We start from the raw sequence: 22,780 nt of genomic DNA on the forward strand, positions 1-22,780 counted from the left end.
TATTTATTAAGAAATGTAATTTTAATAACTATTAAAAAGGTATTTTAAATATTTTTTATTTAAAAATCATTTGTTTATTTTGCTGTAATTAATTGTGTCAATGTAATTGTTTAATACATGGTTTTTGTGAGCTATTTAACATTTTTTTTATTTGATTTAAAGTGATGTTGTGAACTATGTCACTAGAAACAATAACTTAAATCTAAAGTAACAACTTAATTAAAAACTAGTTAGAAATTAATAATTTATAATGAGGAATATAATCATGGCTGAAATACAAATTATTTCCAAGGAAAGTCATAAAACCCTTGCAAATACGACGGCAAAAACAGCTTCACTATCATCTTCTGAACCGGCAGTTGTATTAGTTAAGATTCCTACAACTGATATTTCGGCAGTGAAAAGAGATGGAACGAATGCTGTTGTTCTATTAAAAAATGGAGAAATGATCGTTATTCAAAATTTCTTCAGCGAGAGTGCTAGCCTAGATAATAGCCTTGTATTTCAAGGGGAAAATGGCCAGCTAATTTGGGCAAGATTTAAAGATGCAGAAAATGATGCAGATGCAGATAGTGACGCAGATGCAGATAGTGATTCTGACCATGAAGGTGCAGTTTATTTAGAAGAAACACCAGCAGCAGTTCCTGAAGTTGCACAAGCGCCAGTTTCAGATGTTGTTTTTCAACCAATTCAATCTGTTGAACCCTTACTTTATCATGAAGGTGGATTAAGCCCTTGGTTATGGGCGATACCACTTGCTATTGGCGGTATTGCTGCTGCTGCGGGCGGTGGAGGCGGAAATGATAATAACAATAATACTCCTTCAGATACTACGCCACCGAATACAAGTAATGTTGGATTCAATATCAATCCAGTCACTGCGGATAATGTGATCAATATTGCTGAATCATCAAGTAATGTCACCATTACAGGGACGTTAACGAATATCCCAGCAGATGCAGCGACTACAGTAGTAACTGTGGTTGTGAATGGTGTCAGTTATAACGCGACTGTAAACACTGCGAATGGTACATGGAGTGTAAGTGTACCGGGCAGTGGCTTATTGGCAGATGGAGATAAAGTTATTGATGCCACTGTGAAATTCACAGATGCGGCAGGGAATAGCAGCACAGTTAACGATAGTCAGAGCTATGGTGTGGATGTGACTGCACCGAATGCACCAGATATTAATCCAATCAATGCAACAGATCCGATTACCGGAACAGCAGAACCGGGTTCAACCGTGACCGTGACCTTCCCGGGTGGCGGTACAGCAGTTGTAGTTGCGGGACCAGACGGTAGCTGGACTGTGCCAAATCCTGGTTTAAATAACGGAGATACAGTTACTGCAGTTGCTACAGACCCAGCAGGAAACCCATCACAACCAGCGACAGAAACAGTCGATACGCTTAGCCCAGTAACAGACAATGTTGGATTCAATATCAATCCAGTCACTGCGGATAATGTGATCAATATTGCTGAATCATCAGCTAATGTTACCATTACGGGAACGTTGACGAATATCCCAGCGGATGCAGCGACTACAGTGGTGACGGTGGTTGTAAATGGTGTCAGTTATAACGCGACTCTAAATACTGCAAATGGTACATGGAGTGTGAGTGTACCGGGCAGTGGCTTATTAGCAGATGGAGATAAAGTTATTGATGCCACTGTGAAATTCACAGATGCGGCAGGGAATAGCAGCACAGTTAACGATAGCCAAAGCTATGGTGTAGATGTCACTGCACCGAATGCACCAGATATTAATCCAATCAATGCGACAGATCCGATTACCGGTACAGCAGAACCGGGTTCAACCGTGACCGTGACCTTCCCGGGTGGCGGTACAGCAGTTGTAGTTGCGGGACCAGACGGTAGCTGGAGTGTGCCAAATCCTGGCTTAAATAACGGAGATACAGTTACTGCAGTTGCTACAGACCCAGCAGGAAACCCATCACAACCAGCGACAGAAACAGTCGATACGCTTAGCCCAGTAACAGACAATGTTGGATTCAATATCAATCCAGTCACTGCGGATAATGTGATCAATATTGCTGAATCATCAGCTAATGTTACCATTACGGGAACGTTGACGAATATCCCAGCGGATGCAGCGACTACAGTGGTGACGGTGGTTGTAAATGGTGTCAGTTATAACGCGACTCTAAATACTGCAAATGGTACATGGAGTGTGAGTGTACCGGGCAGTGGCTTATTGGCAGATGGAGATAAAGTCATTGATGCCACTGTGAAATTCACAGATGCAGCAGGGAATAGCAGCACAGTTAACGATAGTCAGAGCTATGCTGTGGATGTTACTGCACCAAATGCACCAGTACTTGATCCAATCAATGCAACAGATCCGATTACTGGTACAGCAGAACCGGGTTCAACTGTAACGGTGACTTTCCCAGATGGCAGCACTGCCCAAGCAGCGACTGATCCAGTGACTGGGGCGTGGACTGTACCGAATCCGGGTGGATTAACCAACGGAGAAACCGTTACTGCAACCGCGACAGACCCAGCAGGCAATACCTCAGCACCAGCTAGCGGAACCGTATCGAGTGATGTCACTGCACCAATGGTGAATGTCGATGACGTGTTGAGCAATGATGCAACCCCAGCCTTGACGGGTACAGTGAATGACCCAACAGCAACCATCGTGGTCAATGTAGATGGTGTGAACTACCCAGCCACCAACAATGGCAATGGCACTTGGAGCTTGGCAGACAATAGCTTGCCAAACCTTGCGGATGGACCGCACACCATTACCGTCACGGCTACCGATGCAGCAGGCAATGTCGGAACGGATACTGCGGTATTAACGATTGATACCACTGCACCGAATGCCCCAGTACTTGATCCAATCAATGCAACAGATCCGATTACCGGTACAGCAGAACCGGGTTCAACTGTAACGGTAACTTTCCCAGATGGCAGCACTGCCCAAGCAGCGACTGATCCAGTGACTGGGGCATGGACTGTACCGAATCCGGGTGGATTAACCAACGGAGAAACCGTTACTGCAACCGCGACAGACCCAGCAGGCAATACCTCAGCACCAGCTAGCGGAACCGTATCGAGTGATGTCACTGCACCAATGGTGAATGTCGATGACGTGTTGAGCAATGATGCAACCCCAGCCTTGACGGGTACAGTGAATGACCCAACAGCAACCATCGTGGTCAATGTAGATGGTGTGAACTACCCAGCCACCAACAATGGCAATGGCACTTGGAGCTTGGCAGACAATAGCTTGCCAAACCTTGCGGATGGACCGCACACCATTACCGTCACGGCTACCGATGCAGCAGGCAATGTCGGAACGGATACCGCGGTATTAACGATTGATACCACTGCACCGAATGCCCCAGTACTTGATCCAATCAATGCAACAGATCCGATTACCGGTACAGCAGAACCGGGTTCAACTGTAACGGTAACTTTCCCAGATGGCAGCACTGCCCAAGCAGCGACTGATCCAGTGACTGGGGCATGGACTGTACCGAATCCGGGTGGATTAACCAACGGAGATACAGTTACCGCAACCGCGACAGACCCAGCAGGCAATACCTCAGCACCAGCCAGCGGCACCGTATCAAGTGATGTCACTGCACCAATGGTGAATGTCGATGACGTGTTAAGCAATGATGCAACCCCAGCCTTGACTGGCACAGTGAATGATCCAACAGCAACCATCGTGGTCAATGTAGATGGTGTGAACTACCCAGCCACCAACAATGGCAATGGCACTTGGAGCTTGGCAGACAATAGCTTGCCAAACCTTGCGGATGGACCGCACACCATTACCGTCACGGCTACCGATGCAGCAGGCAATGTCGGAACGGATACCGCGGTATTAACGATTGATACCACTGCACCGAATGCCCCAGTACTTGATCCAATCAATGCAACAGATCCGATTACCGGTACAGCAGAACCGGGTTCAACTGTAACGGTAACTTTCCCAGATGGCAGCACTGCCCAAGCAGCGACTGATCCAGTGACTGGGGCATGGACTGTACCGAATCCGGGTGGATTAACCAACGGAGATACAGTTACCGCAACCGCGACAGACCCAGCAGGCAATACCTCAGCACCAGCCAGCGGCACCGTATCAAGTGATGTCACTGCACCAATGGTGAATGTTGATGACGTGTTGAGCAATGATGCAACCCCAGCCGTGACTGGCACAGTGAATGATCCAACAGCAACCATCGTGGTCAATGTAGATGGTGTGAACTACCCAGCCACCAACAATGGCAATGGCACTTGGAGCTTGGCAGACAATAGCTTGCCAAACCTTGCGGATGGACCGCACACCATTACCGTCACGGCTACCGATGCAGCAGGCAATGTCGGAACGGATACTGCGGTATTAACGATTGATACCACTGCACCGAATGCCCCAGTACTTGATCCAATCAATGCAACAGATCCGATTACCGGTACAGCAGAACCGGGTTCAACTGTAACGGTAACTTTCCCAGATGGCAGCACTGCCCAAGCAGCGACTGATCCAGTGACTGGGGCATGGACTGTACCGAATCCGGGTGGATTAACCAACGGAGAAACCGTTACTGCAACCGCGACAGACCCAGCAGGCAATACCTCAGTACCAGCTAGCGGAACCGTATCGAGTGATGTCACTGCACCAATGGTGAATGTCGATGACGTGTTGAGCAATGATGCAACCCCAGCCTTGACGGGTACAGTGAATGACCCAACAGCAACCATCGTGGTCAATGTAGATGGTGTGAACTACCCAGCCACCAACAATGGCAATGGCACTTGGAGCTTGGCAGACAATAGCTTGCCAAACCTTGCGGATGGACCGCACACTATTACCGTCACGGCTACCGATGCAGCAGGCAATGTCGGAACGGATACTGCGGTATTAACGATTGATACCACCGCACCGAATGCCCCAGTACTTGATCCAATCAATGCAACAGATCCGATTACCGGTACAGCAGAACCGGGTTCAACTGTAACGGTAACTTTCCCAGATGGCAGCACTGCCCAAGCAGCGACTGATCCAGTGACTGGGGCATGGACTGTACCGAATCCGGGTGGATTAACCAACGGAGATACCGTTACTGCAACTGCGACTGATCCAGCAGGCAATACCTCAGCACCAGCCAGCGGCACCGTATCAAGTGATGTCACTGCACCAATGGTGAATGTCGATGACGTGTTAAGCAATGATGCAACCCCAGCCTTGACTGGCACAGTGAATGATCCAACAGCAACCATCGTGGTCAATGTAGATGGTGTGAACTACCCAGCCACCAACAATGGCAATGGCACTTGGAGCTTGGCAGACAATAGCTTGCCAAACCTTGCGGATGGACCGCACACCATTACCGTCACGGCTACCGATGCAGCAGGCAATGTCGGAACGGATACCGCGGTATTAACGATTGATACCACTGCACCGAATGCCCCAGTACTTGATCCAATCAATGCAACAGATCCGATTACCGGTACAGCAGAACCGGGTTCAACTGTAACGGTAACTTTCCCAGATGGCAGCACTGCCCAAGCAGCGACTGATCCAGTGACTGGAGCGTGGACTGTACCGAATCCGGGTGGATTAACCAACGGAGATACAGTTACCGCAACTGCGACAGACCCAGCAGGCAATACCTCAGCACCAGCCAGCGGCACCGTATCAAGTGATGTCACTGCACCAATGGTGAATGTTGATGACGTGTTGAGCAATGATGCAACCCCAGCCGTGACTGGCACAGTGAATGATCCAACAGCAACCATCGTGGTCAATGTAGATGGTGTGAATTATCCAGCCACCAACAATGGCAATGGCACTTGGAGCTTGGCAGACAATAGCTTGCCAAACCTTGCGGATGGACCGCACACCATTACCGTCACGGCTACCGATGCAGCAGGCAATGTCGGAACGGATACTGCGGTATTAACGATTGATACCACTGCACCGAATGCCCCAGTACTTGATCCAATCAATGCAACAGATCCGATTACCGGTACAGCAGAACCGGGTTCAACTGTAACGGTAACTTTCCCAGATGGCAGCACTGCCCAAGCAGCGACTGATCCAGTGACTGGGGCATGGACTGTACCGAATCCGGGTGGATTAACCAACGGAGATACCGTTACTGCAACTGCGACTGATCCAGCAGGCAATACCTCAGCACCAGCCAGCGGCACCGTATCAAGTGATGTCACTGCACCAATGGTGAATGTTGATGACGTGTTGAGCAATGATGCAACCCCAGCCGTGACTGGCACAGTGAATGATCCAACAGCAACCATCGTGGTCAATGTAGATGGTGTGAACTACCCAGCCACCAACAATGGCAATGGCACTTGGAGCTTGGCAGACAATAGCTTGCCAAACCTTGCGGATGGACCGCACACCATTACCGTCACGGCTACCGATGCAGCAGGCAATGTCGGAACGGATACTGCGGTATTAACGATTGATACCACCGCACCTAATGCCCCAGTACTTGATCCAATCAATGCAACAGATCCGATTACCGGTACAGCAGAACCGGGTTCAACTGTAACGGTAACTTTCCCAGATGGCAGCACTGCCCAAGCAGCGACTGATCCAGTGACTGGGGCATGGACTGTACCGAATCCGGGTGGATTAACCAACGGAGATACAGTTACCGCAACTGCGACAGACCCAGCAGGCAATACCTCAGCACCAGCCAGCGGCACCGTATCAAGTGATGTCACTGCACCAATGGTGAATGTTGATGACGTGTTGAGCAATGATGCAACCCCAGCCGTGACTGGCACAGTGAATGATCCAACAGCAACCATCGTGGTCAATGTAGATGGTGTGAATTATCCAGCCACCAACAATGGCAATGGCACTTGGAGCTTGGCAGACAATAGCTTGCCAAACCTTGCGGATGGACCGCACACTATTACCGTCACGGCTACCGATGCAGCAGGCAATGTCGGAACGGATACTGCGGTATTAACGATTGATACCACCGCACCTAATGCCCCAGTACTTGATCCAATCAATGCAACAGATCCGATTACCGGTACAGCAGAACCGGGTTCAACTGTAACGGTAACTTTCCCAGATGGCAGCACTGCCCAAGCAGCGACTGATCCAGTGACTGGGGCATGGACTGTACCGAATCCGGGTGGATTAACCAACGGAGATACCGTTACTGCAACTGCGACTGATCCAGCAGGCAATACCTCAGCACCAGCCAGCGGCACCGTATCAAGTGATGTCACTGCACCAATGGTGAATGTTGATGACGTGTTGAGCAATGATGCAACCCCAGCCGTGACTGGCACAGTGAATGATCCAACAGCAACCATCGTGGTCAATGTAGATGGTGTGAACTACCCAGCCACCAACAATGGCAATGGCACTTGGAGCTTGGCAGACAATAGCTTGCCAAACCTTGCGGATGGACCGCACACCATTACCGTCACGGCTACCGATGCAGCAGGCAATGTCGGAACGGATACCGCGGTATTAACGATTGATACCACTGCACCGAATGCCCCAGTACTTGATCCAATCAATGCGACAGATCCGATTACCGGTACAGCAGAACCGGGTTCAACCGTGACGGTGACTTTCCCAGATGGCAGCACTGCCCAAGCAGCGACTGATCCAGTGACTGGAGCGTGGACTGTACCGAATCCGGGTGGATTAACCAACGGAGATACAGTTACCGCAACTGCGACAGACCCAGCAGGCAATACCTCAGCACCAGCCAGCGGCACCGTATCAAGTGATGTCACTGCACCAATGGTGAATGTTGATGACGTGTTGAGCAATGATGCAACCCCAGCCGTGACTGGCACAGTGAATGATCCAACAGCAACCATCGTGGTCAATGTAGATGGTGTGAATTATCCAGCCACCAACAATGGCAATGGCACTTGGAGCTTGGCAGACAATAGCTTGCCAAACCTTGCGGATGGACCGCACACCATTACCGTCACGGCTACCGATGCAGCAGGCAATGTCGGAACGGATACCGCGGTATTAACGATTGATACCACTGCACCGAATGCCCCAGTACTTGATCCAATCAATGCGACAGATCCGATTACCGGTACAGCAGAACCGGGTTCAACCGTGACGGTGACTTTCCCAGATGGCAGCACTGCCCAAGCAGCGACTGATCCAGTGACTGGGGCGTGGAGTGTAGCGAATCCGGGTAATTTGGTGGATGGTGATACGGTTAGCGCAACTGCAACTGATCCAGCAGGCAACATTTCTCTACCAGCAACTGAAATTGTTGATGGAGACGGTTTACCACCAGTCGTTGCGCTGAATGATGAGATCACCAATGATGCGACACCTGAACTAACCGGTACGATCAACGATCCAAACGCAAGCATTGTTGTGAATGTGAATGGAGTGGATTATGTAGCCAGCAATAATGGCGATGGTACTTGGACTTTAGCAGACAATAGCTTGGCTGCATTGGCAGAGGGCAGCTATAGCGTTACCGTGACTGCCACTGATTTAGCGGGCAATGTCGGTACCGATACCGGTACGATCACAATTGATCTGACTCCACCAAATGCACCAGACATTGATCCAATCAATGCGACAGATCCGATTACCGGTACAGCAGAACCAGGTTCAACCGTGACGGTGACTTTCCCAGATGGTAGCACTGCCCAAGCAGCAACTGATCCAGTGACTGGGGCGTGGAGTGTAGCGAATCCGGGTAATTTGGTGGATGGTGATACGGTTAGCGCAACTGCAACTGATCCAGCAGGCAACATTTCTCTACCAGCAACTGAAATTGTTGATGGAGACGGTTTACCACCAGTCGTTGCGCTGAATGATGAGATCACCAATGATGCGACACCTGAACTAACCGGTACGATCAACGATCCAAACGCAAGCATTGTTGTGAATGTGAATGGAGTGGATTATGTAGCCAGCAATAATGGCGATGGTACTTGGACCTTAGCAGACAATAGCTTGGCTGCATTGGCAGAAGGCAGCTATAGCGTTACCGTGACTGCGACTGATTTAGCGGGCAATGTCGGTACCGATACCGGTACGATCACAATTGATCTGACTCCACCAAATGCACCAGACATTGATCCAATCAATGCGACAGATCCGATTACCGGTACAGCAGAACCAGGTTCAACCGTGACGGTGACTTTCCCAGATGGTAGCACTGCCCAAGCAGCAACTGATCCAGTGACTGGGGCGTGGAGTGTAGCGAATCCGGGTAATTTGGTGGATGGTGATACGGTTAGCGCAACTGCAACTGATCCAGCAGGCAACATTTCTCTACCAGCAACTGAAATTGTTGATGGAGACGGTTTACCACCAGTCGTTGCGCTGAATGATGAGATCACCAATGATGCGACACCTGAACTAACCGGTACGATCAACGATCCAAACGCAAGCATTGTTGTGAATGTGAATGGAGTGGATTATGTAGCCAGCAATAATGGTGATGGTACTTGGACCTTAGCAGACAATAGCTTGGCTGCATTGGCAGAGGGCAGCTATAGCGTTACCGTGACTGCCACTGATTTAGCGGGCAATGTCGGTACCGATACCGGTACGATTACAATTGATTTGACAGCGCCTGTGGTGACCTTGACCGATCTCAGCACCAATGACCAAACCCCAGCGCTTAGCGGTACTATAGATGACCCAACCGCGACCGTGGTGGTGAATGTGAACGGGACTGACTACACCGCCACCAACAATGGTGATGGGACTTGGACCTTAGCAGACAACACCTTACCGAGCTTGCCAGAAGCGAACTACCCAATCACCGTGACCGCAACAGACACAGCCGGCAATATGGGCACAGATACGGGTAGCTTAAGCATCGACTTAACCCCACCAAGCACCATCACAACTGTGTTTAGCATTGATGCGATCACGGCAGACAATGTGATTAACAGCACAGAGGCAGGCGCTGCGACCGTGACCCTCACAGGGGTACTCACTGGAATCCCAGCGGATGCAAGCAGTACGGTGGTCACCGTGACCGTGAATGGCAATGACTACACCGCAACCGTAGACAGCGTTGCAGGCACTTGGAGTGTTGATGTCAGCGGCAGTGACTTGGCCAATGACAACGACTTGACCGTGGATGCCAATGTCAGCTTCACTGATGTTGCGGGCAACAGCAGCAGTGTCAACGACAGCCAAAGCTATACCGTGGACACCACAGCGCCTGTGGTGACCTTGAATGATCTCAGCACCAATGACCAAACCCCAGCGCTCAGCGGCACCATAGATGACCCAACCGCGACCGTGGTGGTGAATGTGAACGGGACTGACTACACCGCCACCAACAATGGTGATGGGACTTGGACCTTAGCAGACAACACCTTACCGAGCTTGCCAGAAGCGAACTACCCAATCACCGTGACCGCAACAGACACAGCCGGCAATATGGGCACAGATACGGGTAGCTTAAGCATCGACTTAACCCCACCAAGCACCATCACAACTGTGTTTAGCATTGATGCGATCACGGCAGACAATGTGATTAACAGCACAGAGGCAGGCGCTGCGACCGTGACCCTCACAGGGGTACTCACTGGAATCCCAGCGGATGCAAGCAGTACGGTGGTCACCGTGACCGTGAATGGCAATGACTACACCGCAACCGTAGACAGCGTTGCAGGCACTTGGAGTGTTGATGTCAGCGGCAGTGACTTGGCCAATGACAACGACTTGACCGTGGATGCCAATGTCAGCTTCACTGATGTTGCGGGCAACAGCAGCAGTGTCAACGACAGCCAAAGCTATACCGTGGACACCACAGCGCCTGTGGTGACCTTGAATGATCTCAGCACCAATGACCAAACCCCAGCGCTCAGCGGCACCATAGATGACCCAACCGCGACCGTGGTGGTGAATGTGAACGGGACTGACTACACCGCCACCAACAATGGTGATGGGACTTGGACCTTAGCAGACAACACCTTACCGAGCTTGCCAGAAGCGAACTACCCAATCACCGTGACCGCAACAGACACAGCCGGCAATATGGGCACAGATACGGGTAGCTTAAGCATCGACTTAACCCCACCAAGCACCATCACAACTGTGTTTAGCATTGATGCGATCACGGCAGACAATGTGATTAACAGCACAGAGGCAGGCGCTGCGACCATGACCCTCACAGGGGTACTCACTGGAATCCCAGCGGATGCAAGCAGTACGGTGGTCACCGTGACCGTGAATGGCAATGACTACACTGCAACCGTAGACAGCGTTGCAGGCACTTGGAGTGTTGATGTCAGCGGCAGTGACTTGGCCAATGACAACGACTTGACCGTGGATGCCAATGTCAGCTTCACTGATGTTGCGGGCAACAGCAGCAGTGTCAACGACAGCCAAAGCTATACCGTGGACACCACAGCGCCTGTGGTGACCTTGAATGATCTCAGCACCAATGACCAAACCCCAGCGCTTAGCGGTACCATAGATGACCCAACCGCGACCGTGGTGGTGAATGTGAACGGGACTGACTACACCGCCACCAACAATGGTGATGGGACTTGGACCTTAGCAGACAACACCTTACCGAGCTTGCCAGAAGCGAACTACCCAATCACCGTGACCGCAACAGACACAGCCGGCAATATGGGCACAGATACGGGTAGCTTAAGCATCGACTTAACCCCACCAAGCACCATCACAACTGTGTTTAGCATTGATGCGATCACGGCAGACAATGTGATTAACAGCACAGAGGCAGGCGCTGCGACCGTGACCCTCACAGGGGTACTCACTGGAATCCCAGCGGATGCAAGCAGTACGGTGGTCACCGTGACCGTGAATGGCAATGACTACACCGCAACCGTAGACAGCGTTGCAGGCACTTGGAGTGTTGATGTCAGCGGCAGTGACTTGGCCAATGACAACGACTTGACCGTGGATGCCAATGTCAGCTTCACTGATGTTGCGGGCAACAGCAGCAGTGTCAACGACAGCCAAAGCTATACCGTGGACACCACAGCGCCTGTGGTGACCTTGAATGATCTCAGCACCAATGACCAAACCCCAGCGCTCAGCGGCACCATAGATGACCCAACCGCGACCGTGGTGGTGAATGTGAACGGGACTGACTACACCGCCACCAACAATGGTGATGGGACTTGGACCTTAGCAGACAACACCTTACCGAGCTTGCCAGAAGCGAACTACCCAATCACCGTGACCGCAACAGACACAGCCGGCAATATGGGCACAGATACGGGTAGCTTAAGCATCGACTTAACCCCACCAAGCACCATCACAACTGTGTTTAGCATTGATGCGATCACGGCAGACAATGTGATTAACAGCACAGAGGCAGGCGCTGCGACCGTGACCCTCACAGGGGTACTCACTGGAATCCCAGCGGATGCAAGCAGTACGGTGGTCACCGTGACCGTGAATGGCAATGACTACACCGCAACCGTAGACAGCGTTGCAGGCACTTGGAGTGTTGATGTCAGCGGCAGTGACTTGGCCAATGACAACGACTTGACCGTGGATGCCAATGTCAGCTTCACTGATGTTGCGGGCAACAGCAGCAGTGTCAACGACAGCCAAAGCTATACCGTGGACACCACAGCGCCTGTGGTGACCTTGAATGATCTCAGCACCAATGACCAAACCCCAGCGCTTAGCGGCACCATAGATGACCCAACCGCGACCGTGGTGGTGAATGTGAACGGGACTGACTACACCGCCACCAACAATGGTGATGGGACTTGGACCTTAGCAGACAACACCTTACCGAGCTTGCCAGAAGCGAACTACCCAATCACCGTGACCGCAACAGACACAGCCGGCAATATGGGCACAGATACGGGTAGCTTAAGCATCGACTTAACCCCACCAAGCACCATCACAACTGTGTTTAGCATTGATGCGATCACGGCAGACAATGTGATTAACAGCACAGAGGCAGGCGCTGCGACCGTGACCCTCACAGGGGTGCTCACTGGAATCCCAGCGGATGCAAGCAGTACGGTGGTCACCGTGACCGTGAATGGCAATGACTACACTGCAACCGTAGACAGCGTTGCAGGCACTTGGAGTGTTGATGTCAGCGGCAGTGACTTGGCCAATGACAACGACTTGACCGTGGATGCCAATGTCAGCTTCACTGATGTTGCGGGCAACAGCAGCAGTGTCAACGACAGCCAAAGCTATACCGTGGACACCACAGCGCCTGTGGTGACCTTGAATGATCTCAGCACCAATGACCAAACCCCAGCGCTCAGCGGCACCATAGATGACCCAACCGCGACCGTGGTGGTGAATGTGAACGGGACTGACTACACCGCCACCAACAATGGTGATGGGACTTGGACCTTAGCAGACAACACCTTACCGAGCTTGCCAGAAGCGAACTACCCAATCACCGTGACCGCAACAGACACAGCCGGCAATATGGGCACAGATACGGGTAGCTTAAGCATCGACTTAACCCCACCAAGCACCATCACAACTGTGTTTAGCATTGATGCGATCACGGCAGACAATGTGATTAACAGCACAGAGGCAGGCGCTGCGACCGTGACCCTCACAGGGGTACTCACTGGAATCCCAGCGGATGCAAGCAGTACGGTGGTCACCGTGACCGTGAATGGCAATGACTACACCGCAACCGTAGACAGCGTTGCAGGCACTTGGAGTGTTGATGTCAGCGGCAGTGACTTGGCCAATGACAACGACTTGACCGTGGATGCCAATGTCAGCTTCACTGATGTTGCGGGCAACAGCAGCAGTGTCAACGACAGCCAAAGCTATACCGTGGACACCACAGCGCCTGTGGTGACCTTGAATGATCTCAGCACCAATGACCAAACCCCAGCGCTCAGCGGCACCATAGATGACCCAACCGCGACCGTGGTGGTGAATGTGAACGGGACTGACTACACCGCCACCAACAATGGTGATGGGACTTGGACCTTAGCAGACAACACCTTACCGAGCTTGCCAGAAGCGAACTACCCAATCACCGTGACCGCAACAGACACAGCCGGCAATATGGGCACAGATACGGGTAGCTTAAGCATCGACTTAACCCCACCAAGCACCATCACAACTGTGTTTAGCATTGATGCGATCACGGCAGACAATGTGATTAACAGCACAGAGGCAGGCGCTGCGACCATGACCCTCACAGGGGTACTCACTGGAATCCCAGCGGATGCAAGCAGTACGGTGGTCACCGTGACCGTGAATGGCAATGACTACACCGCAACCGTAGACAGCGTTGCAGGCACTTGGAGTGTTGATGTCAGCGGCAGTGACTTGGCCAATGACAACGACTTGACCGTGGATGCCAATGTCAGCTTCACTGATGTTGCGGGCAACAGCAGCAGTGTCAACGACAGCCAAAGCTATACCGTGGACACCACAGCGCCTGTGGTGACCTTGAATGATCTCAGCACCAATGACCAAACCCCAGCGCTCAGCGGCACCATAGATGACCCAACCGCGACCGTGGTGGTGAATGTGAACGGGACTGACTACACCGCCACCAACAATGGTGATGGGACTTGGACCTTAGCAGACAACACCTTACCGAGCTTGCCAGAAGCGAACTACCCAATCACCGTGACCGCAACAGACACAGCCGGCAATATGGGCACAGATACGGGTAGCTTAAGCATCGACTTAACCCCACCAAGCACCATCACAACTGTGTTTAGCATTGATGCGATCACGGCAGACAATGTGATTAACAGCACAGAGGCAGGCGCTGCGACCGTGACCCTCACAGGGGTACTCACTGGAATCCCAGCGGATGCAAGCAGTACGGTGGTCACCGTGACCGTGAATGGCAATGACTACACCGCAACCGTAGACAGCGTTGCAGGCACTTGGAGTGTTGATGTCAGCGGCAGTGACTTGGCCAATGACAACGACTTGACCGTGGATGCCAATGTCAGCTTCACTGATGTTGCGGGCAACAGCAGCAGTGTCAACGACAGCCAAAGCTATACCGTGGACACCACAGCGCCTGTGGTGACCTTGAATGATCTCAGCACCAATGACCAAACCCCAGCGCTCAGCGGCACCATAGATGACCCAACCGCGACCGTGGTGGTGAATGTGAACGGGACTGACTACACCGCCACCAACAATGGTGATGGGACTTGGACCTTAGCAGACAACACCTTACCGAGCTTGCCAGAAGCGAACTACCCAATCACCGTGACCGCAACAGACACAGCCGGCAATATGGGCACAGATACGGGTAGCTTAAGCATCGACTTAACCCCACCAAGCACCATCACAACTGTGTTTAGCATTGATGCGATCACGGCAGACAATGTGATTAACAGCACAGAGGCAGGCGCTGCGACCGTGACCCTCACAGGGGTACTCACTGGAATCCCAGCGGATGCAAGCAGTACGGTGGTCACCGTGACCGTGAATGGCAATGACTACACCGCAACCGTAGACAGCGTTGCAGGCACTTGGAGTGTTGATGTCAGCGGCAGTGACTTGGCCAATGACAACGACTTGACCGTGGATGCCAATGTCAGCTTCACTGATGTTGCGGGCAACAGCAGCAGTGTCAACGACAGCCAAAGCTATACCGTGGACACCACAGCGCCTGTGGTGACCTTGAATGATCTCAGCACCAATGACCAAACCCCAGCGCTCAGCGGCACCATAGATGACCCAACCGCGACCGTGGTGGTGAATGTGAACGGGACTGACTACACCGCCACCAACAATGGTGATGGGACTTGGACCTTAGCAGACAACACCTTACCGAGCTTGCCAGAAGCGAACTACCCAATCACCGTGACCGCAACAGACACAGCCGGCAATATGGGCACAGATACGGGTAGCTTAAGCATCGACTTAACCCCACCAAGCACCATCACAACTGTGTTTAGCATTGATGCGATCACGGCAGACAATGTGATTAACAGCACAGAGGCAGGCGCTGCGACCGTGACCCTCACAGGGGTACTCACTGGAATCCCAGCGGATGCAAGCAGTACGGTGGTCACCGTGACCGTGAATGGCAATGACTACACCGCAACCGTAGACAGCGTTGCAGGCACTTGGAGTGTTGATGTCAGCGGCAGTGACTTGGCCAATGACAACGACTTGACCGTGGATGCCAATGTCAGCTTCACTGATGTTGCGGGCAACAGCAGCAGTGTCAACGACAGCCAAAGCTATACCGTGGACACCACAGCGCCTGTGGTGACCTTGAATGATCTCAGCACCAATGACCAAACCCCAGCGCTCAGCGGCACCATAGATGACCCAACCGCGACCGTGGTGGTGAATGTGAACGGGACTGACTACACCGCCACCAACAATGGTGATGGGACTTGGACCTTAGCAGACAACACCTTACCGAGCTTGCCAGAAGCGAACTACCCAATCACCGTGACCGCAACAGACACAGCCGGCAATATGGGCACAGATACGGGTAGCTTAAGCATCGACTTAACCCCACCAAGCACCATCACAACTGTGTTTAGCATTGATGCGATCACGGCAGACAATGTGATTAACAGCACAGAGGCAGGCGCTGCGACCATGACCCTCACAGGGGTACTCACTGGAATCCCAGCGGATGCAAGCAGTACGGTGGTCACCGTGACCGTGAATGGCAATGACTACACTGCAACCGTAGACAGCGTTGCAGGCACTTGGAGTGTTGATGTCAGCGGCAGTGACTTGGCCAATGACAACGACTTGACCGTGGATGCCAATGTCAGCTTCACTGATGTTGCGGGCAACAGCAGCAGTGTCAACGACAGCCAAAGCTATACCGTGGACACCACAGCGCCTGTGGTGACCTTGAATGATCTCAGCACCAATGACCAAACCCCAGCGCTTAGCGGTACCATAGATGACCCAACCGCGACCGTGGTGGTGAATGTGAACGGGACTGACTACACCGCCACCAACAATGGTGATGGGACTTGGACCTTAGCAGACAACACCTTACCGAGCTTGCCAGAAGCGAACTACCCAATCACCGTGACCGCAACAGACACAGCCGGCAATATGGGCACAGATACGGGTAGCTTAAGCATCGACTTAACCCCACCAAGCACCATCACAACTGTGTTTAGCATTGATGCGATCACGGCAGACAATGTGATTAACAGCACAGAGGCAGGCGCTGCGACCGTGACCCTCACAGGGGTGCTCACTGGAATCCCAGCGGATGCAAGCAGTACGGTGGTCACCGTGACCGTGAATGGCAATGACTACACTGCAACCGTAGACAGCGTTGCAGGCACTTGGAGTGTTGATGTCAGCGGCAGTGACTTGGCCAATGACAACGACTTGACCGTGGATGCCAATGTCAGCTTCACTGATGTTGCGGGCAACAGCAGCAGTGTCAACGACAGCCAAAGCTATACCGTGGACACCACAGCGCCTGTGGTGACCTTGAATGATCTCAGCACCAATGACCAAACCCCAGCGCTCAGCGGCACCATAGATGACCCAACCGCGACCGTGGTGGTGAATGTGAACGGGACTGACTACACCGCCACCAACAATGGTGATGGGACTTGGACCTTAGCAGACAACACCTTACCGAGCTTGCCAGAAGCGAACTACCCAATCACCGTGACCGCAACAGACACAGCCGGCAATATGGGCACAGATACGGGTAGCTTAAGCATCGACTTAACCCCACCAAGCACCATCACAACTGTGTTTAGCATTGATGCGATCACGGCAGACAATGTGATTAACAGCACAGAGGCAGGCGCTGCGACCGTGACCCTCACAGGGGTGCTCACTGGAATCCCAGCGGATGCAAGCAGTACGGTGGTCACCGTGACCGTGAATGGCAATGACTACACTGCAACCGTAGACAGCGTTGCAGGCACTTGGAGTGTTGATGTCAGCGGCAGTGACTTGGCCAATGACAACGACTTGACCGTGGATGCCAATGTCAGCTTCACTGATGTTGCGGGCAACAGCAGCAGTGTCAACGACAGCCAAAGCTATACCGTGGACACCACAGCGCCTGTGGTGACCTTGAATGATCTCAGCACCAATGACCAAACCCCAGCGCTCAGCGGCACCATAGATGACCCAACCGCGACCGTGGTGGTGAATGTGAACGGGACTGACTACACCGCCACCAACAATGGTGATGGGACTTGGACCTTAGCAGACAACACCTTACCGAGCTTGCCAGAAGCGAACTACCCAATCACCGTGACCGCAACAGACACAGCCGGCAATATGGGCACAGATACGGGTAGCTTAAGCATCGACTTAACCCCACCAAGCACCATCACAACTGTGTTTAGCATTGATGCGATCACGGCAGACAATGTGATTAACAGCACAGAGGCAGGCGCTGCGACCGTGACCCTCACAGGGGTACTCACTGGAATCCCAGCGGATGCAAGCAGTACGGTGGTCACCGTGACCGTGAATGGCAATGACTACACCGCAACCGTAGACAGCGTTGCAGGCACTTGGAGTGTTGATGTCAGCGGCAGTGACTTGGCCAATGACAACGACTTGACCGTGGATGCCAATGTCAGCTTCACTGATGTTGCGGGCAACAGCAGCAGTGTCAACGACAGCCAAAGCTATACCGTGGACACCACAGCGCCTGTGGTGACCTTGAATGATCTCAGCACCAATGACCAAACCCCAGCGCTCAGCGGCACCATAGATGACCCAACCGCGACCGTGGTGGTGAATGTGAACGGGACTGACTACACCGCCACCAACAATGGTGATGGGACTTGGACCTTAGCAGACAACACTTTACCGTTGTTGGCGATTGCAGCTTATCCAGTGACTGTAACTGCTACTGATACTGCAGGTAACATCGGAACAGATACGGGCACATTAACGATTGATGTGACAGCACCAACCGTAACCTTTGATGATTTAACAACTAATGATGCTACGCCTCAATTAACAGGTACGACTGATGATCCAACAGCAACAATTGTTGTCACTGTAAATGGTATAAATTACACAGCGACTAACAACGGTGATGGAACTTGGACATTAGCTGATAATACATTGCCATCCTTAGCTGATGGAGGTTATACGGTCACTGTAACCGCAACTGATCCAGCAGGAAATATTGGATCGGATACAGGTACTTTAGCGGTCGATGCAAATCCATTAGCAGCATTTGATAATTTTGATAATGCTGTGATCAGCCCACAACCTTTATTGGTGGTTAATGATCAAGCATTAGGAAGTGCAAGCTATCTCATCCTTACTTCATTGGTTGGGTTAGATCTTCAACTTGGAGCAAATTCAGTTGGTTTCACGGTCGGTGCAAATCAAGAAGGAACAGCAACATTTACCTATAGTTCCTTAATTGATGCGAGCTTGTTATCTGATTACCTTCTAGTTGTTCAAAAATATAATACGACCACTGGTCAATGGGAGTCATTGCATGGAGACAGTGATGCTTCTCTAATTAGTTTGAGTCTATTAGGTATAGGCGCGACACCTGGTGCCATCCTAGAAGGTTTAGATGAAGGACAATATCGTGCTTTCATGACTTTTGATGGGTTACTCGGTGCAAGTGTACTCGGTACATTATCTGGCACAATGGATGTTTATGACTTGACCCAAGTGGGTGGATATGAACTTGGTGATGCACAAGGTAATGTAATTACTGACGTAAACTCTAGTGGTGATGTCGATATCGTAACACCAACGACTTATGTAACTAGTGTAGATGGTATTTCAATTGGCGCGGCAGGAACAACGATCTCGGGTGATTATGGTTCAATTACCTTCTACCAAGATGGTAGTTATATCTATACTCCACTTCCTAATGGTGCAGGTATTGGACAGACAGAACAGTTCAATTACACCTTACTTGATTCTGCAACAGGAGATCTGGCTCAAGCGACGCTTTACATTGATCTTGGTTCAATTAGAGCTGCTGATAACTTAATAGAAGCTAAATTAGATCCTCAACCATTGTTAGTGGAAAATGATGCTGCTTTAGGTTCTTCTTCTTATCTCGCACTCGTTTCGTTGGCTGGACTTGACTTCCAATTACTTGGAACAGATGCCATTGAGTTCTCGGTCGCAGATAATTTAGAAGGGGTTGCAACTTTCACCTTCAGTACTTTACTTGGTGCTTCTGCATTAGGTGATTACACAGTCGTTGTTCAAAAATACAATGATATTACTGGTCAGTGGGAATCAATAACTGGTGGAACAAATGCTTCGTTCATTGATCTGACATTACTAGGTTCAACACCAGCAGCACAAATAGGTGGTTTAACTGAAGGTTCATATCGAGCATTTATGGCTTATAACGGACTGATCGGAGTTGGCCTAGGTGGTACTCTGACTGGTACGATGGATGTTTATAATCCACATATTATTGATAGTTATGAAGCTGTAGCAGTACATGGCAATCTAATTTCAGATCCAAATACGAATGGTGATATTGATATTGCCACTACAAATACGGTCATCAGTGAAGTAAATAGCGTCGCAATCGATCCAGCAGGAACGACGATTACTGGAACTTACGGTAGTTTAGTGATCTATCCAAATGGTGACTATACTTACACGCCAAATGCAAATATGACTGGTCTTGGTCAAGTCGATCAATTCACCTACACACTATTTGATCCAATAACGGGTGATACTTCGGATGCAACATTCTATGTACATCTTGATAGTAATACGATTGATATGACTTGGAATGCAGCAGATCCATCTCAACCTGCAGTCATTAATGATCCATTACCTTTAGATGCATTCAGTAATGTTGATGTGGCTTCGATTGATTATCAGTATCCAGTAACAGTTGAAAATCTCAATAATGCAATTAGTTATAGTTGGTTATTGGGTATTGGTGGATTGGTGATTGGTAGCTCAAGTGGTTCGGCAAACTTTACGGTTGATCCAGGTAATCTGACTGACGCTGTAATTTCTGTGAACTTTGGTTCTCTTGGAACACTACTTGATGGTCTTCACGTGGTTCTGACTCGAACTAACCCAGATGGTTCTACCACTGTAGTTGCAGATAGTTCTAACAATGGTTTGCTTGATTTATTAGGTATCTTTGGCTCAACAGTTCAGTTCGAAGCTAAAAACTTAGCTGCTGGCACATACACCTTGTTCATGGAAAGTAATACTTTACTGACTGCGCTAGGTAGTGTGACCGCAGACATTACCTTAAATCATGGTGATATTACCCAAGCTCCATTGATCACAGGTGCTGCTATAACAGGTAATGTGATTTCAGATGATAATTCTGCGCTATATGGTATGAATTATGATCATGATTTCATTACATCAGCCACAACAGTGACTCATGTCGCTTCTTCTGAGGTGGGCAATAGTAATAGCTTGAATGTGACTGTGGGTGTTCCAACGGTGATTGTCGGCAACTATGGTACATTGACCATTAATTCTGATGGTAGCTATAGCTATCAACCAGATGTGAATCCTGCAAACATTGGTAAGGTTGATAGTTTCACTTATACCTTGTCTGATCCTACAAATGGGTTGGCTGATAGCACTGCATCATTACACATCCAAATTGGTTCTAATGATGTGAGCTTCACATGGGATCCAATTGATCCATCGCTAGATGCGGTTATTCCTGCTCCACAAGCAAATCCTGATACAGCAGCTTCATTAGTAGATGTGCAAAATGTGGTCAATAATAACTTCTTTAATGCAAGTGGTAATACACTCGGTATTATTGCGACTACGCAAACCTATACCAGTGGTGCCTTTACCTTAACCAATAGCATGGACCCATCTGGAATCTTAAGTGTCAATGCGTTGGGCCTAGGTAATGCCAATGTAACCTTAGCGCTTCAAAGACAAACAGGTCCTGCGACATGGGTAAATGTAACCACCGATGTTCATACTGGTGTTGTTCTAGCATTAGGTGAAATTGCATCGATAGACCTATCAAGTTTGAATTTGATCGCAGGTAACTATCGTGTACAAACAACAATCCAAACCCCATTAATTGGTGGTGCTGTGATGTTGATTGGTACAAATGCTGATGTGAATATTACTTATGTTGATCAATTTACCAATACAAGTCCTACAGCCGATTGGATACATGGAAACATCTTAGAAGGAGATACACTTGGCGGTGTTGCTGATGTTACAGTCGGTACTCAGTTATATGTATTAAATCCTGTTTCTGGGTTATATGAGTTAGCTGCTGGTCAAAGTATTGATACGGGCGAAGGCACATTGTACATGTACAGTGATGGTTCATATTATTATCAACGTGACATGGTGGTTTCATCTGCAACTGATGTAATCGATTATAAACTGGTGTCTTTTGATGGAACTGAAGTTCAATCAACATTGACCATCTCTTTAGGACAACACTTCAATCTCAGCTCATCAAACGATATCGTTACGAGTACATCTGGTAATGATGTATTGGAAAGCGCGACGGGTGGTGCAGATACATTAATCTTTAATGTGTTGAATAACGCTGACAATGCGGGCGGTAATGGTCATGACACTTGGAATGGTTTCCATGAGGGTAATACAGCAACAGATCCAAATGCTGATATTATCGATATTTCTAACCTTCTAGTTGGATATACAGGAAACGGAAGCGCTGCTTCGTTAGCAGGTTTTGTGAGTGTAAGTTCAGATGGCACTACAACAACAATTAGTATTGATCGAGATGGTGCAGGCGGTGCTGCTCACAGTAGCGTGACATTGCTCACCATTGATGTCGATACAACATTGAATGATTTGATTGCGAATAATCAACTTCATGTTCTTTAAACACTAATTCCTAAAAAAGAGAACCCTAGGGTTCTCTTT

1 protein-coding gene is annotated in these 22,780 nt (G+C 50.1%); it reads left to right on the forward strand.

The features are described 5' to 3' along the window. Positions 1-265: 265 nt before the first annotated feature. A complete protein-coding gene (locus AC0JIQ_RS03890; protein ID WP_474202691.1) occupies positions 266-22,741 on the forward strand; it encodes a BapA/Bap/LapF family large adhesin in 22,476 nt (7,491 codons plus the stop codon). Positions 22,742-22,780 lie beyond the last annotated feature (39 nt).

The organism is Acinetobacter sp. FB, assembly GCF_056033405.1.

Excerpts from the sequence above, each read along its gene's own strand:
- AC0JIQ_RS03890 (WP_474202691.1), top strand. The coding sequence starts at position 266 with ATGGCTGAAATACAAATTATTTCCAAGGAAAGTCATAAAACCCTTGCA.